A 15,643-nucleotide genomic window follows, 5' to 3' on the forward strand; every position below is an offset into this window, starting at 1 on the left:
TTGCTTTTCGCTTTTTGCTTTTCGCTGCATTTCTGCTTTTACCAATTCTTACCATGGCTACATCTATACTCATACCCATGGATGAGGAACAGAAAGATCACCTGAAATCGTATGGTATCGCTTTTTGGACGTTAAAGAATGGTGAAACGGTAGACTGGCTGCTTAATTACCGTGGTGGCAGCTTTATGATGAGTTATAATAAGAACCTGGAGGAAGAATGTAAGATCCGTGGTGTGAGCTACGAGGTTTTGCCCGATGCCAGGGCCAATCAAATAATTACCGAGGTAAGCGACCCATCTGTTAACATGGATTTGGTGAAGCTGGAAAAAGCTCCCAAAATGGCCGTGTACTCGCCAAAGAACAAATTGCCCTGGGACGATGCCGTTACCATGGTTTTAAAATATGCCGAAATACCTTACGATGTTTTGTACGATGAAGAAGTGATACGCGGCGACCTGCCAAAATACGACTGGCTGCACCTGCACCACGAAGATTTTACAGGGCAGTTTAGTAAGTTTTATGGCGCTTACCGCTATGCCCCCTGGTATATTGATGATGTTAAAGCACAACAGGCTACGGCAAGTAAACTGGGCTTTAAAAAGGTATCGCAAATGAAACTGGCAGTGGTACAGCATATTCGTGATTTTTGCGCCGGTGGAGGTTTCCTATTTGCCATGTGCTCTGGTACCGATACTTTTGATATTGCCCTGGCTGCATCCAATACCGATATTTGCGAGGCTATGTTTGATGGTGATGGCGCCGACCCGGCTGCGCAATCAAAGCTTGATTTTAGCCAAACATTTGCCTTTCAGAATTTTACGCTGGATATGAACCCCGGCTCACACCAGTTTAGCAATATTGATGTTAACCAGGTGAGGCGGGTTGAACGCACCCGTGATTTTTTTACCTTGTTTGATTTTTCGGCCAAGTGGGATGTGGTGCCCAGTATGCTCACCCAAAACCATGATAAAGTGGTAAAAGGCTTTATGGGCCTAACCACGGCGTTTAATAAAAATATGCTAAAGCCCGGTGTTACCATTATGGGCGAAACTAAAACGGCCAATGAGGCCCGCTATATACACGGCGAATATGGCAAAGGCCAGTGGACTTTCTACGGCGGCCATGATCCCGAAGATTATCAGCACCAGGTAGGGGATCCTCCAACCGATCTTAAACTGCATCCTAATTCGCCCGGCTACCGGCTGATATTAAACAACGTGCTTTTCCCCGCAGCTAAGAAGAAGAAACAGAAAACATAGGAAGCTGCAGTGATAGTGCAGGGGCAATCTCGTTGCACCATGCATGTTGCGTATTTAGTCACTCTGCTCTTGCAGGGTGACGGCAATTATTTTTTCTTAATTGCAACCAAGCAAGGGCCAGTACTTAATATTTTTTCTTCAACTATAACAGTTGTTCCTGGTATAAATTCCCAGGTTTCATTTTCTATTTTGACACTATCGTATAGCTCATACCCAGCTATTTGGAATATGTTATTTTCTATTTCAATAGCAGGCACAGGCCGATAACAAATGGTGCCCTCTTCAAATAATTGGACGTATATGGTTTTATGCATCCACCGCGTCATACACAATAACCTTTTCCCAAAGGTGACTGTGGTTTTTAATGAACTCAAGGTGAATGGGATGTGTTTGATAGGCAGCTTGCCCGGCAAGGTCGCTAAAGAACATTACTTCAGATACGCCCCAGCTGTTATCCACCACGTCGCGTTTTTCGGTGCTGGCCACCACGCCCACATGCAGTTCTTTAATGGTGGGTATTTTGCCAAGCGTTTTTACGCCGGCTACCAGTTTATCGCGGTCTTCTTTTGAATCGGGGTTTTTTAACCAGAATAACGCGTGGTGTACAATAGGATATTTGTTTGTCATGCTTGTAGTTTTTATGATTGATGGCATGGCCGATGCAACTACGGTGCCTGCGGCAACGGTTGCTGCGGTAGCTATAAATTTACGTCGGTTAGTTGTGCTCATGGTATGGATGTAATGATGGCTTAAGGTAAGAAAAAATTTAAAAACTCAATCCAAATTCGGTGCCCTCACCGAACTAACAATCCTGCTGCTCGCATTTTTCGTCAGAAAATTCCGGCTCAAAAGTACTGTGACTGATGGATAAATGCTCCAACCGATGGCGCAGGTCGTGTTTAATATCGTCAAACATGGCTATGTTCTCCGGGCTAATCACCAGGTGTGCTGTAAGGGCATTCTCCGTAGTGCTGAGGGCCCAAACGTGCATATGATGGACATCTACCACACCTTTAGCTTTCATGAGCTCAGCCTTGATCTTTTTAAGGTCCATTTCTTTTGGTACGCCGTCCATTTCTAAACGCAGGCTATCTTTTAGTAAATTCCAGGTCCCGGTTAATATCACAATACCAATAATTATACCTACAGCACTATCAATCCATACTAAACCTGTAAAATAAATAATGATGCCCGATATAACTACTCCCAATGATACAATGGCATCAACCGCCATATGCAGGTAAGCACCTTTAATGTTTAAGTCGGTATCTTTATCTTTAACAAAAAGCCATGCGGTAAATCCATTAATGGCTATACCCGCAAAGGCTACCCATGCAACTGTGCCACCGGCAACAGGCTCCGGGTGCATAAAACGGAGCACGGCTTCATAAATAATAAAGCCAACAGCTACAACCAGTATTACTGCGTTAAAAAAAGATACGATAATGGTAGAGCGTTTATAACCATAAGTGTAATTTTTATTAGATCCGGCCTTAGCCAGTTTAAATGCAAGCAGGGCGAGCGCTAATGAGGCTACATCGCTTAGGTTATGCCCGGCATCGGTTAATAACGATAATGAGCCGCTTATTAAACCTGCTATCACCTCAATAATAACAAAAGCCGAGTTCAGGATAATGCCTACAATAAATGCGGTATTTAAATGATCAAGTTTTGGCGCGTGATCGTGGTGATGATGATGACTGTGGGAGTGGTCGTGCATGATCACAAAGTTAGCTAAAAAACTATGTCATTAAACGATAGCATAGCAACCTCGTTACGGAATAAAAAAGAAAAATCCTGTTAATCGTAAAAATCTGCTTAATCCCGGTTACTGATGATGATACGGCTCACCTTTTATAATACTAAACGCCCGGTACAATTGCTCTGTAAAAAACAGGCGCACCATTTGATGCGAAAAGGTCATGCGGCTGAGGGAGATCTTATCATTTGCGCGTTGGTAAACAGATTCATCGAACCCATAAGGGCCACCCACTACAAAAACCAAATTCGCAGAGGAGGTTACCGATCGCTTGTTGATATAATTGGCAAACTGAACAGAAGTAAATTCGGTACCATTCTCGTCCAGCAGTATCACATGGTCCAACGGGGTTATCTTTTTTAATATCAGTTCCGCTTCTTTAACTTTTTGTTGGTCCTCAGTTAAAGCCTTGGTGTTTTTCAGCTCGGGGATTTCGGCCATCTCCAGCCTGGTGTAATGCTTTAAACGCTTTACATATTTTTCAATGCCATCTTTTAAATACGCATCCTCGGTTTTACCAACAGTTACAAAAGTGATTTTCATAATTAAAGTGCAATTTATAAAGTTGAAATGTTATGTTATTGTTGTAAAATTGAATTTTGTAAAACTATTTAAATTTAGCAGTTAGATCTGCCCTAAAATGGAACAGGATATTATAAATAATTATACCCGTGCTGCTGCACTTGCCAAACAGGAAGCCGATAAATTCAAGAAACTTGCCAATACTTACTCCCTGCTCAGGTTGGGTATTTTCGGGCTGATGATATTTGCCATTTACCTCACTATTACGCAGGATACCTTTACCATAATGGCAATAGCCTTTGTGGCCCTGCTGATAGGTTTTGCATGGCTGGTATCCCGCCAGGGCGAATACGAACGGCAGCGCGATTATTACCTGGACCTGCAACGGATAAATGATAATGAGATAAGCAGCCTGCGAAGCAATACTAACCTGTATGACAACGGTCAGCGCTTTAATAACGAGAAACACTTTTACTCATCAGATCTGGATATTTTTGGCAATGCTTCACTTTTCCAGCTTATTAACCGCACGGCAACATCGGCAGGTAATAATAAACTGGCCGGCTGGCTGGATGCCCCTGCAGATAAACAAACCATATTGTTAAGGCAGCAGGCTGTTAAAGAGCTATCTACTAAAAACGAATGGAAAAAGGAACTGCAAACTCTGTTGCTGTTCGCCAAAAGCGAAGACCTGAACCGGTTAAAGAGCCTTTTCAAATACCTGCACATGCCTTTGAACCTGCCCGGCGAAAAATGGCTGGGGGCGTATGCAAAAATTGCGCCTTATATTTTGTTAGCCGCTATTGTAGCTGCATGGTTTTATCCGCCGGTTAAAGGGATTGCAGGTTTCATCGGACTGGCTAATATGGGTATTGTATTTTCAAGGGCCGCCTACATCCGCAAAGCTGATGTGATAGCCGATAAAATTGGCAAAATGCTGGGCAGTTATGCAAGCGTATTCAATAAGATAGAAACGCAGAACTGGGTTGCACCATATAACAATACTTTAGCCCAAAAACTTAAAGACGATAAAACATCAGCCAAAATAAAGGAACTGTCTGAACTGATCAACAAGCTAAACTATCACCTTAATATAATAGTGGGCATCATCCTTAATTTATTTTTACTTTGGGATATAAGGCAGATAATCGCGATCGAGAACTGGAAACGCAGTAACTGCGAGAACCTGGAAGAGGCTTTTGATGTAATTGCTGAATTTGAGGCTTTGATAAGCATAACTGTACCTGCCATAAACTACCCGGAATGGGTGATGCCGGTAATTGCCGATACAGAAGGCTATACCTTAACAGCTACTAATATTGCCCACCCGCTTATCCGCAGCGACAAACGGGTTGATAATAATTACGAATTGCAGGATGCTTTTAAGATAGATATCATAACCGGATCAAACATGGCGGGTAAGAGCACTTTCCTGCGCACTATTGGCATTAATACGGTGCTGGCATTAAGCGGTGCGCCGGTATGCGCTTCGGCAATGGAGGTGTCTGTTATTACCATAGTAAGCTATATGCGGATCAAAGATTCGCTAAACGAAAGTACATCAACCTTTAAAGCAGAGCTTGACCGCCTGCAAATGCTGCTGGCTGCTGTTGAGCACGAGAACAAGGTTTTCTTTTTGATTGATGAGATGCTGCGCGGTACCAACTCAATGGATAAATACCTGGGCTCAAAAGCGGTTATTGAGCAATTGATAAGCAAAAAAGGGGTAGGTATGGTTGCCACTCATGATCTGCAGATTGCCCGCCTGGAAGATAAATATCCAACTTATGTACGCAATTATTACTTTGATATACAGGTGCTAAACGGCGAAATGCTGTTTGATTACAAGATCAAGCATGGCGAATGTAAGACCTTTAATGCATCATTATTATTGAGGCAGATAGGGATTGAAGTAGGAACAGAATAGAATTAAGGGATTAGAGACAAGAATCGAGCCTGTTAAATACAAAAAGAGCCTTCCGATATATCGGAAGGCTCTTTGCTTTTAAAATGTATTTTCTAAAAAGGGTTATCTTCCGCCGGCTGGTGCATTACCGCCGCCATTTTGATCGCCGCCTTGTATAACGTCGTCATTGTTAACACCTTTCTTTTTCTTTTGTTGAGGGTTGCTGAAGTTCATTTTACCAAAGCTATAGCTAAATGTTATACCAAACGATTGGAAAGGGAACTGCGTTTTGCTAACCTGTGTAAAGCCCGGGCTTGATATGTTTTGATTGAACGCTTTGTTAACCGCGAATGGCTGTACGGTATTGAAACCAATAGAAGCTTTTTTATCCAGGAATTGTTTTTTGACACCAAATGCATAAATACCAAATGCCGGGCTGCTGCCTTGTATAGTTCTGCGGGCCGAGTTTGAAAAGCCAAACGCCTCTATGATGTAGTTCTTAGGCAGGGTAAGCTGTGCGCTACCAAACAGGGTTGATACCAGTCGGGTTTTTAAAGCATCCTGATTAATAAAGTTTACATACGGGGCATAAACAGTTGGGTTATAAGTAAACACATTTATACTACCACGAATAGTTAAGGCTTTAATTGGATTGATTGAACCAAAAAAGCTTGCACCAAGCGAGTTGTTTGAAGCAACGTTGTTTTGAACCGTACGGTTAACAATAACGTTGTTATCTGCAATCGGGCTGGCAATACCTTCAATTAAATCGCGGGTGTTTTTGTAATATGCAGATATGTTTATTACCGAGGTTTTAATAAACGCGTTGTAGTTCAACTCAACAGTTTGTGATACCTCCGGAGCAAGGTTTGGATTACCCACAGATTGACTTTGCTGACTGCTGCGGTTTATGAATGGGTTTAATACCTGTAAGCTTGGGCGTTGTATACGCTTGCTGTAAGATAATTTAAGCGTGTTAGAACCCAATACTTTCTGTAAAGTTAAGCTTGGTATATAAGTATTATAACTTGCAGAAAATGGCTGTAAGGTTTGTGAGTTATTATTACCTGCGTATGGGGTTTGAGGGTCGCCTTCTATTTGCGTATTTTCATAACGTGCACCAGCTAAAACCGCAAAGTTTTTTGGAAGATTAATGGTGAATACACTATACCCTGCATAAACATTTTGATTATAGTTGTACAGGTTTGAATTTTGGGTATCCAGTATAGGGTTGCTTCCATCCGGGCTAACAGAATAAATATCGTAAACACTGTTTATACGGCGTTGGATAGTTTTGCCACCAGCCTCAAGTTTAAACATTTTGTTAATTGGCAGTGTATAATCTGCCTGAGCAGTATACTCGTTGTTTTTACCATTGTTATTGGCTAACTGGCTTTGATACCGGTCACTAAACAAGTTGGTATAATCTGTTTTAACAATACTGTGGCTCCACTGGCCTGATACTACGATCTCGTGACCTTCTTTTTTGAATTTGTGAGTATAGTCAAGGTTCCAGTCAAAACCGCTGAATTTATTATGCGATATAGAACGCCCAATATAATCAAGAGTTTGAGTAGCACTTTCAAAATGATAATTACCACCACCATTTGCATTAAAACCACCGTCATTTAACGTAAGCGTACTGTTAATGCTGTTAAAACCGTTAAATTCATATCCTGCAGTAATTGACCCTCTCGCACCATGACGTTTTATCTCGTTATGCGTGCTGCTGGTGTTATGTTGGCTTGTGTTACCTACCTGAAGCGTTTGGTCAAACATACTTGTTGATGTTTGTGGCCATGTAAGGTTACCACCCAGGTTAGCCGAGAAATTAAAACGGTTTTTATTGTAGTTAAAGTTTACGTTACCGTTGTTTTGACGGGTGCCTACACCACCGCTTACGCTACCGCTAACACCTGATGCGTTTTTGGTTTTGGTGATGATGTTGATGATACCGCCCGAACCTTCTGCATCATATTTTGCAGATGGAGAGGTTAACACTTCAATGCTTTTGATTTGATCGGCCGGGATGGTCTTCAATACATCACTAAGGCTGGCAGAGGTTGCGCCTGATGGTTTGCCGTTTATCAATACCCTAACGTTTTGGTCGCCACGCAGGGCTACGTTACCATTCATATCTACCGATACCAATGGTACTTTTTGTAATACATCTGTAGCGTTACCACCGGCTGAAGTAAGGTCTTTTTCGGCATTGTAAACAATCTTATCAATTTTATTTTCGATAAGTGCCTGCTGCCCAACCACCTGTACTTCTTTTAAAGCACGTGCACTTGGCGCAATAATAATGGCGCCCATATTATTGTCCGGCTTTGAAGCAGTTGTTACAACAGGGTCAATAGTTTTGGTTGGGTAACCAATAAAAGACACGGTTATTTTATAGTTGCCCGCGCTGATGTTATCCAGCTTAAAGTTTCCTTTTTCATCAGTCAGCACACCGTTTATAGGTGTTTTTGCACCGCTTTTAAATAAGCTGATGGTAGCATAATCTACCGGTTTTTTGCTGAGAGAATCTATAACATTTCCTGAAATGCGGCCCTTTATACTGGAGCCGCCGCCACCAACGCTAAATTGCGCCTTAGCGGTTATAGATGCACAGAATATAATTATAAGTAAAAATATATGTTTCATATTTAATTCATTTTCGTAATTGGAGGCGAAAATGAATAAAATGTTACAGCCCTAAATCGGATTATTGTAAAATATTTCGCTGCGTAATGTATATGTTACACTAAGCGCCCCTAAATCACGAGGTTAACTATACGCCCTTTTACTACAATAACTTTTTTAGGTGTTTTACCATCCAGATATTTTTGTACATCGGCATGGGCTAAAATCGCTTCTTCAATCTCTTTAACATCCAGGCTTAACGATAAGCTGACATTAGTTTTCATTTTACCGTTAAAAGATACCGGGTAGCTAAATTCATCCTCAACCAAATACGCCGGATTGAATTTTGGATATGTGGCATAAGATAAAGTTCCTGCTTCGTTTCCTAATAATACCCAAAGTTCCTCACAAATGTGTGGTGCATAAGGCTCCAGTATAATAACCATATTTTGTAATATGGCGCGTTTATTACACTTAAGATCAGTTAACTCATTAACAGCTATCATGAAGCTGGATACCGATGTATTGAACGAGAAACGCTCAACATCTTCTTCCACCTTACGGATGATCTTGTGTAACGATTTTAACTCAGCTTTGGTGGGCTCAGCATTGCTAAGGTTAAAATTCCAGTCGGCATCATGGAATAACCTCCAGAATTTACGCAAAAATTTAAACACACCTTCAATACCATTGGTATTCCAGGGTTTACTTTGTTCTAAGGGGCCCAGGAACATTTCGTACATGCGCAAAGTATCGGCACCATAACGCTCAATCAAATCATCGGGATTAACCACATTGAACTTTGATTTAGACATTTTTTCAACCTCAACGCCGCAAATGTATTTGCCGTTCTCCAGTATAAAATCTGCATCAGCAAACTCAGGACGAAAAGTCTTGAACTTGTTCAAATTTAAAACATCATTCTCAACAATGCCCACATCAACATGTATAGCCGATGTGTTAAATTGTTTGATTAGGCCATGTGATATAAATGTATTAGTGCCTCTTCCGGCATCATCAATTAAGCGATATACAAAGTTACTTCGTCCCTGTATCATCCCCTGGTTAATGAGCTTTTTGAAAGGCTCTTCCTCAATCACTAAGCCTATATCCTTCATGAATTTATTCCAGAAACGGCTATACAGCAGGTGGCCGGTAGCATGTTCGCTGCCGCCAATATAAAGGTCAACATCCCGCCAGTATTCTATCGCCTCACGCGATGCAAATTCCTTGTCGTTATGTGCATCCATATAGCGGTACCAGTACCAACTGCTGCCAGCCCAGCCCGGCATGGTGCTTAATTCGTACGCGTAAGCCTCACCCCGGCCCTCTCCAAAGGAGAGGGAGCTATCAGCTTCTTCTGAAGTCCTCTCCTTTGGAGAGGATTTAGGTGAGGCGTTGTAGCTCCAATTTGTAGCCCTGCCTAATGGTGGTTCGCCGCTTTCGGTAGGCAGGTATTTATCAATTTCGGGCAATAATAACGGCAGGTCCTTCTCTTCAATAAGGTAAGGCAATCCACCTTTAAAATAAACCGGCACAGGTTCGCCCCAATAACGCTGACGGCCAAAAATGGCATCGCGCATCCTGAAGTTAACTTTTGCCTTGCCTAAACCTTTTTCTTCTAACCGGGCAACTACGGCTGCGGTTGCTTCTTTATAAGTTAAACCGTTTATAAAATCAGAATTGACATATTTACCCTCCTTGGTTGGGTCGGCCTCGGTCTCAATATTTTGAATATCCATTATCTGGATTACAGGCAAATTATAATGCTTAGCAAACAAATAATCGCGCTGATCACCTGATGGTACGGCCATAACAGCACCGGTACCGTAACCGGCCAGCACATAATCAGCAATCCAAACCGGTATTTTATCGCCATTAAGCGGGTTGGTCACATAGCTTCCTGTAAATGCACCTGATACTGTTTTGGTATCGGCCATGCGGTCAAGCTCGCTTTTCTTTTTAGTTTGGATGATGTAAGCATCAATATCTGCCTTTTGCTCAGGCGTAGTCAATGCGGTTACCAATTCATGCTCGGGCGCTATCACCAAAAAGCTTGTACCAAAAATAGTATCAGCACGGGTTGTAAAAACTTCTATATAGTCTGTAGTGAGTTGTGAAAGGTGAGTAGTTTTATCTAACGGGAACCTCACGCTTGCGCCTACGCTTTTACCTATCCAGTTGCGTTGCATTTCTTTCAATGGTTCGGGCCAGTCAATTTTATCCAGGCCTTCAAGTAAACGCTGGGCATAGGCGGTAATACGCATGCTCCATTGGGTCATTTTCTTTTGTTCAACAGGGTAGCCACCACGTTCGCTAAAGCCGTCCTTTACCTCGTCATTAGCTAAAACAGTACCCAGTGCAGCACACCAGTTAACAGTGCTTTCGCGTAAGTAAGTTAAGCGGTATTTTAAAAGCTCGGCTTGTTGGTCCTGCTCGTTCATGGCTTTCCACTCAGCGGCGGTAAAGCTTAATATTTCTTCATCACAAACGGCATTGATGCCTGCTGATCCATTATTTTCAAAATGCGCAACCAGTTTGGCAACAGACTCCGCCTTGTCGGCATCTTTATTATACCAGCTGTTAAAAAGCTGCATAAATATCCACTGCGTCCATTTGTAGTAATCTGGCAAGCTGGTACGCACCTCACGGCTCCAGTCAAATGAGAAACCTATCTGATCTAACTGGCGGCGATATGTGGCAATATTGGCTTCGGTAGTTACAGAGGGGTGCTGGCCGGTTTGTATGGCATATTGCTCGGCAGGTAAGCCAAAGCTATCATAACCCATTGGATGTAACACGTTAAAGCCTTTTAAACGCTTATACCGTGCAAAAATATCAGAAGCTATATAACCCAGCGGATGGCCTACATGTAAGCCCGCACCAGATGGATAGGGGAACATGTCCAGCACATAGTACTTGGGTTTGTTGGTGTTGTTTTCGGCTTTAAAAGTGTTATTATCGGCCCAAAACTGTTGCCACTTTTTCTCTATATCTTTAAATTGATAGTCCATTTGCTTAATTACGCCTGTGAGGTTGCGAAAATAAGAAAATTGGTTGATTAGTGGTTAGAGATTAGGTGAGTGGTTTAAAAAAGACTATTAAACCTGTAGAATTACATTAAAGTTGTGGAGGTTTATTTTAACCCTTATTTTCGGCGTTATCAGGAGTTTTCCAATTAATTACTCAATGGCCGGAAAGTTTAAAGATAAGGATATGCAGGTAGTGATAGGATGGGTGCTGCGTGCAGGCGTATTCCTATCCATGACCGTTGTTATCCTGGGCGGTGTAATTTATCTGTATCGCCACGGCCAAACAATTGCAAATTACAACGAATTTAAAGGTATCCCCAATTTTGTAAGCAGCTTTAAAGGTATTATAGATGGTATACTCAACTTTAGGGGGCGTGCCATAATACAGGCCGGTATCATATTATTGATTGCAACACCTGTTATTAGGGTGATATTTTCGGCAATTGGTTTTATATTGGAGAAAGATCATTTGTATACCGGCATTACCTTCATTGTTTTGCTTATTATATTTATTAGTGCCCTTAGCGGCCACGCAGGCTGATCAAATTTTTAAAACCATTTTTAATTTTATGTGCTACTAATATATGCACAGGCAGCCGGTACAATCAACAGCCTTACAAAGCATTGGCTATGATGCAAAAGCCAAGATCCTTGAACTGGAGTTTAGGGACAATGGCGATGTATGGCAATATTTCGGCTTTACCCAATCGGCTTACAAAAAATTCATACAGAGTGCTTCATTAGGGCGTTTTTTTGTTGAGAAAGTTAAAGGCAAATATCCCGAGTTGAAAATTAATGGTTAATTGTGATCCTCGTCACTTATTGTTTTATTGCTGTTTTAGGGACTAAGCAACCATAATGTAATGTATACATTTGTAGGAAACCAACTAAAAATGAGAAATTTAGAAACAAAAAGATTGACCCGCAATGAAATGAAATCAGTTTTAGGCGGCATTGGAAGAAAGTGCCAGATAGACAGCGATTGTCCCCCGGGCCAGTATTGTGAATCAGGTGCAAATCGCGATCAATGTGCTGTGAAAGAAGTTGATCCTTTTCGATTAGCTGCTGCGACAGTTATTAAAAAATAAATTAATTAAAGGATAGTTATTTATTAATAGCTACCCTTTAACTTTTCTGACTAATTACCTTTTCGCATTCTTGATTGTTCTTCTTCATTGCCGGCCCTACGGGTTGGTGCCGCTTTTATTGTAGTTTTACCAAAACGATAAGTAAAATTTAATCTGAATATCCGGCTCTCTGATTTATCAGTTTGCCGCAGATCCAAGCCTTGATAATAAGTATAATACCTATCGCGCAGCGTATTAAAAACATCTGAAACGTTTATTCCTATACTGCCTTTTTTGTTCAAAATTTGTGCCCTTACACCGGCATCAATACTGTATTGTGGCCTGAAACGGTTAACGCCATAAAGTACTGCTGATTCATAGCCCCCTCTTATTTCTGCTGTTATTGTTTTGCTAACAATAAAGTTTTGCGTGGCCTTAGAAATGAAATCAAATATTCCCTGATGTAAATTTCCATTTTGCGGATATGCTATGTAAAGCTGATAGGATGCATCTATATCATATGAACTGGTCCACCAACTGAAAATTTTAATCGGGATACTTAATGTTGTACCATATGAATTCACTTTACCTAAATTACGCTGACTTAATACGGTAACTTTAGTGACATTGTCTTGTGTGTAAAATGGGAAAACAGAGTTGGTGCTAAAGTTGGCATATAATGTACTTGAAACAGATTCATTATAAGTGTGCCCTAAGATTATACTATTTATGTAAGAAGGCTTTAAATTAGAATTGCCCGATTGATAGCTGTACAGATCAAGGAATGCAAAAAACGGATTTAATTTTTCATATTCCGGTCTTTTTATTCCACGGCTAAAAGTTAAATTAAACTGGTTTTTATCGTTATACCTGTAGTTTAACAGCAATGAAGGGAACATGTTAAAATACTTTCTTGTTGTTATAAGGTTAAGGTTAACTGAATTGCCTTCAGTGTTAGAATGTTCGCCGCGTAAGCCGGCTTCCAGATCAAATTTGCCAAATGAATTGATGTAATTAACATAAGCCGCGGCAACGGCTTCAGTATATATAAACCTGTTGCTAAAATTAGGGTCGCTGGTATACTGTCCGCTTATAAATGGTCCAAAAATAAAATTGTTATCACTCCTGGTACGGCTATACTTTAGGCCGGTTTCCAGCTTACCTGCCTTTGATAAAGGGTTTACATAGTCAATCAATGCTGTCCAGTTACTTCTGTTTGATGGCGACAGGTTTTGCAAAAGTAACAGGTTTCTATATTCGCTGCCTAAGGCAGTATAAAACTGATTAGTAATATATTCGTTATTGTGCCGGTTATTTGGTGAGTAGGTAAGGCTTGCTGATAAATTTTTGCCGTCTTTATCCAACCTGCCACTATAATTGACATTGTAATTGAAATAATTAAGGTTGCGGTCAATGGTAGATGCAGCCTTAATAACCGAGTCTAGGCTGCCCTGGTTAGTTATTTTTAAGGTATTATTCTTTACAAAATCATTGCTGCTTACTACACCATTTACAACCACACCAATAATATGCTCCGGGTTTAAATAGTAATCGGCGCCTATTTTAAAAGTATGGCTTAATGCTTCCTGTATGTTGTTATAAGTAGAATTGTAATTGCTAAATATACCTGCATTTGTGATGTTACGATCGGTATAAATATCGCGGAAGGTTTTTTTGGTTTCAATGTTATAATTGCCAAAAATGTTTAATTTCTCACTGCGGCTGTTAAATATGATACCTGTATTTGCTTTGTAATACCTGCCATAGCCAATACTTGCAGTATAATTGCCGTTAGTGCCAATATTTTTTCCTTTTTTTAGGATGATGTTTACAATGCCGCCAGCTGCCGCGTCATACCTTGCCGATGCACTTTTTATAATTTCAATCTTGTCAATTGTGGTTCCTTGTAAGCTTCTTAACAGGGTGGCGAGGTCTGTACCAGTAAGGTTAGTGGTTTTACCATCAATTAATATCAATGCGGTTTGCTTGCCGTTAATGCTTACATTATCACCATTATCCACCCTAACTCCGGGCGATTGTTTTAAGATATCTAAAACCGATTTACCATCAGCCGTAATACTTGCCTGTGGGTTAATAATTATCTTACCCGGCCGGGTTTCAACAAATGGTGTTTTGGCAATAATGGAAACTTCTTTAAGTTCATTACTTGATTCTTTTAATATGATTGGAGGTATGATAAAATCCTGCCCGGCAATGAGCTGAAAATCATTTGAGAACGACCGCAAAGAACCCAGCCTGGTGGCAAGCAATACATATTTACCCGGTTTTACGTTCAACAGATCAAACGTGCCTTTGCTATTTACCAATGCCGACGTTGCAACAGAAGAATCCGGCAGGTTTAATAAAATTACCGTAGCGGCTTCAGCAGCAATATTATTTTGTAAAAAAATATTACCATGTACTGCAGAAGGCCTTGTTTGGGCGTAACTGAAACTATAAAGACTTACAATGAACGCTATTAGACAGCACCCGAATTTAACCCTCATTAATTATTTAGTAGATTTTTTGCTATAATGTTAATTTTAAGGAAAGTGTTAAATATAATAACATTATTACAAGCATTTAAACTTAATATTATCTTTTACGTAGTTGGGAAATAAATGTTACCTATGGTTCAACTATAAAACTAAAGGCGTTCCTATTTTTGTTATTTTCGCCAAATAAAATCAATTAAGCATATTAACTTAAAAATGAGAAGAATATATAGTATAGCATTTATATTATTGTTTGCTGCTAAGGTGATGGCACAAACCGCACCTGCTAATTATACAGTCACTTTAAACAAATTCAAACAGTTTTATAATACAAACAAGCCCGATAGTGTATATAATATGTTTAGCCCGGAGTTAAAGGCAACCCTTACGCTTGATAAATGGAATACTACCACCATGCAATTAAAAGCACAGTTAGGTGCCTTGGGGCAAACCGAATTGGTTGAGTATACCACCCCTACAGCAGTTTACAAAACGGTTTTTGCGAATATGACTTTTTTGCTCAACTTGTCTTTAAACAGCCAAAGTAAACTCACGCAAATATTTTTTAAACCTTACCAGGATCCTTCTAAAACTATCCCGGCTGATGCTGCTTTGTCAGAATCTCCGGTATCATTAAAAACCTTATCAGGTACTATATCCGGCACATTGGCCATGCCAAAAAATACAAATGGTAAAATACCGGTTGTCCTTATTATAGCCGGGTCGGGCCCAACAGATCGTGATGGCAATGGCGCAGCCGGGTTAAACGGAAACACCTATAAAATGCTGGCTAACGCTTTGGGTAAAAACGGCATAGCATCACTTAGGTATGATAAACGTATGATAGGACAAAGTGTTACCTCAACAAAGTTAAAGGAACTGCGATTTGAAGATTATGTTGATGATGCCGTAGGCCTGATAAATATGTTGAGCGAAGATGAGCGTTTTTCAAAAGTTATTGTATTGGGCCATAGC

Annotated in this window: 13 protein-coding genes; 6 read left to right on the forward strand and 7 right to left on the reverse strand. The window is 40.6% G+C overall.

The annotated features are described in order from the left end of the window. The first annotated feature begins 53 nt into the window (after positions 1–53). Positions 54–1,259 carry an asparagine synthetase B gene (locus tag WC743_RS11475; protein WP_373012127.1) on the forward strand — a complete coding sequence of 402 codons (1,206 nt, stop codon included), beginning with the start codon at positions 54–56 and terminating at the stop codon, positions 1,257–1,259. 86 nt (positions 1,260–1,345) lie between these two features. On the opposite strand, the gene WC743_RS11480 is transcribed toward WC743_RS11475, so the two are convergent. From WC743_RS11480 to rlmH, 4 genes are all read right to left on the reverse strand, one after another. After that, positions 1,346–1,516: a hypothetical protein gene (locus tag WC743_RS11480; protein ID WP_373012128.1), complete on the reverse strand. Its 171-nt coding sequence runs from the start codon at positions 1,514–1,516 to the stop codon at positions 1,346–1,348. A gap of 49 nt (positions 1,517–1,565) precedes the next feature. Further along, positions 1,566–1,988 carry a Dabb family protein gene (locus WC743_RS11485; RefSeq protein WP_373012129.1) on the reverse strand — a complete coding sequence of 141 codons (423 nt, stop codon included), beginning with the start codon at positions 1,986–1,988 and terminating at the stop codon, positions 1,566–1,568. A gap of 73 nt (positions 1,989–2,061) precedes the next feature. After that, positions 2,062–2,979, reverse strand: coding sequence for a cation diffusion facilitator family transporter (locus tag WC743_RS11490; protein ID WP_373012130.1), 918 nt, complete (start codon positions 2,977–2,979; stop codon positions 2,062–2,064). 108 nt (positions 2,980–3,087) lie between these two features. Further along, entirely contained in the window at positions 3,088–3,561 is a 474-nt protein-coding gene (rlmH, locus tag WC743_RS11495; RefSeq protein WP_373012131.1) for a 23S rRNA (pseudouridine(1915)-N(3))-methyltransferase RlmH, read from the reverse strand. 97 nt (positions 3,562–3,658) lie between these two features. Here rlmH and WC743_RS11500 point away from each other — a divergent pair, with 97 nt between their 5' ends. Further along, positions 3,659–5,467, forward strand: coding sequence for a DNA mismatch repair protein MutS (locus WC743_RS11500; RefSeq protein WP_373012132.1), 1,809 nt, complete (start codon positions 3,659–3,661; stop codon positions 5,465–5,467). Positions 5,468–5,569: 102 nt separating this feature from the next. Here the strand turns inward: WC743_RS11500 and WC743_RS11505 are convergent, their stop codons facing one another. Together WC743_RS11505 and leuS are read right to left on the reverse strand one after the other, a co-directional pair. After that, positions 5,570–8,095, reverse strand: coding sequence for a TonB-dependent receptor domain-containing protein (locus WC743_RS11505; RefSeq protein ID WP_373012133.1), 2,526 nt, complete (start codon positions 8,093–8,095; stop codon positions 5,570–5,572). Positions 8,096–8,205: 110 nt separating this feature from the next. After that, positions 8,206–11,088, reverse strand: coding sequence for a leucine--tRNA ligase (gene leuS, locus WC743_RS11510; RefSeq protein WP_373012134.1), 2,883 nt, complete (start codon positions 11,086–11,088; stop codon positions 8,206–8,208). Positions 11,089–11,263: 175 nt separating this feature from the next. Between leuS and WC743_RS11515 the strand changes: the two genes are divergently transcribed. Genes WC743_RS11515 through WC743_RS11525 form a run of 3 tightly spaced genes read left to right on the forward strand, consistent with a single transcriptional unit; the run spans position 11,264 to position 12,194 of the window. Continuing rightward, positions 11,264–11,647, forward strand: a complete 384-nt coding sequence (locus WC743_RS11515; protein WP_373012135.1) for a DUF1634 domain-containing protein — start codon at positions 11,264–11,266, stop codon at positions 11,645–11,647. Between the two features lie 43 nt (positions 11,648–11,690). Beyond that, complete coding sequence (locus WC743_RS11520) at positions 11,691–11,909, forward strand: KTSC domain-containing protein (protein ID WP_373012136.1); 219 nt, start codon at positions 11,691–11,693, stop codon at positions 11,907–11,909. Positions 11,910–11,969: 60 nt separating this feature from the next. After that, positions 11,970–12,194 (forward strand): hypothetical protein, encoded by a 225-nt coding sequence (locus tag WC743_RS11525; protein WP_373012137.1) that lies wholly within the window; start codon positions 11,970–11,972, stop codon positions 12,192–12,194. Between the two features lie 50 nt (positions 12,195–12,244). Here the strand turns inward: WC743_RS11525 and WC743_RS11530 are convergent, their stop codons facing one another. Next, a complete protein-coding gene (locus tag WC743_RS11530) occupies positions 12,245–14,680 on the reverse strand; it encodes an outer membrane beta-barrel protein (RefSeq protein ID WP_373012138.1) in 2,436 nt (811 codons plus the stop codon). 204 nt (positions 14,681–14,884) lie between these two features. On the opposite strand from WC743_RS11530, the gene WC743_RS11535 reads away from it, so the two are divergent. Next, positions 14,885–15,643: DUF3887 domain-containing protein (locus tag WC743_RS11535; protein ID WP_373012139.1), on the forward strand; the 759-nt coding region annotated here is incomplete at its 3' end.

Source organism: Mucilaginibacter sp., from assembly GCF_041660805.1.
Taxonomy (GTDB): Bacteria; Bacteroidota; Bacteroidia; order Sphingobacteriales; family Sphingobacteriaceae; genus Mucilaginibacter.

Excerpts from the sequence above, each read along its gene's own strand:
- leuS (WP_373012134.1), bottom strand. The coding sequence starts at position 11,088 with ATGGACTATCAATTTAAAGATATAGAGAAAAAGTGGCAACAGTTTTGG.
- WC743_RS11490 (WP_373012130.1), bottom strand. The coding sequence starts at position 2,979 with ATGCACGACCACTCCCACAGTCATCATCATCACCACGATCACGCGCCA.
- WC743_RS11525 (WP_373012137.1), top strand. The coding sequence starts at position 11,970 with ATGTATACATTTGTAGGAAACCAACTAAAAATGAGAAATTTAGAAACA.
- WC743_RS11530 (WP_373012138.1), bottom strand. The coding sequence starts at position 14,680 with ATGAGGGTTAAATTCGGGTGCTGTCTAATAGCGTTCATTGTAAGTCTT.
- WC743_RS11500 (WP_373012132.1), top strand. The coding sequence starts at position 3,659 with ATGGAACAGGATATTATAAATAATTATACCCGTGCTGCTGCACTTGCC.
- rlmH (WP_373012131.1), bottom strand. The coding sequence starts at position 3,561 with ATGAAAATCACTTTTGTAACTGTTGGTAAAACCGAGGATGCGTATTTA.
- WC743_RS11520 (WP_373012136.1), top strand. The coding sequence starts at position 11,691 with ATGCACAGGCAGCCGGTACAATCAACAGCCTTACAAAGCATTGGCTAT.
- WC743_RS11475 (WP_373012127.1), top strand. The coding sequence starts at position 54 with ATGGCTACATCTATACTCATACCCATGGATGAGGAACAGAAAGATCAC.
- WC743_RS11485 (WP_373012129.1), bottom strand. The coding sequence starts at position 1,988 with ATGAGCACAACTAACCGACGTAAATTTATAGCTACCGCAGCAACCGTT.
- WC743_RS11505 (WP_373012133.1), bottom strand. The coding sequence starts at position 8,095 with ATGAAACATATATTTTTACTTATAATTATATTCTGTGCATCTATAACC.
- WC743_RS11515 (WP_373012135.1), top strand. The coding sequence starts at position 11,264 with ATGGCCGGAAAGTTTAAAGATAAGGATATGCAGGTAGTGATAGGATGG.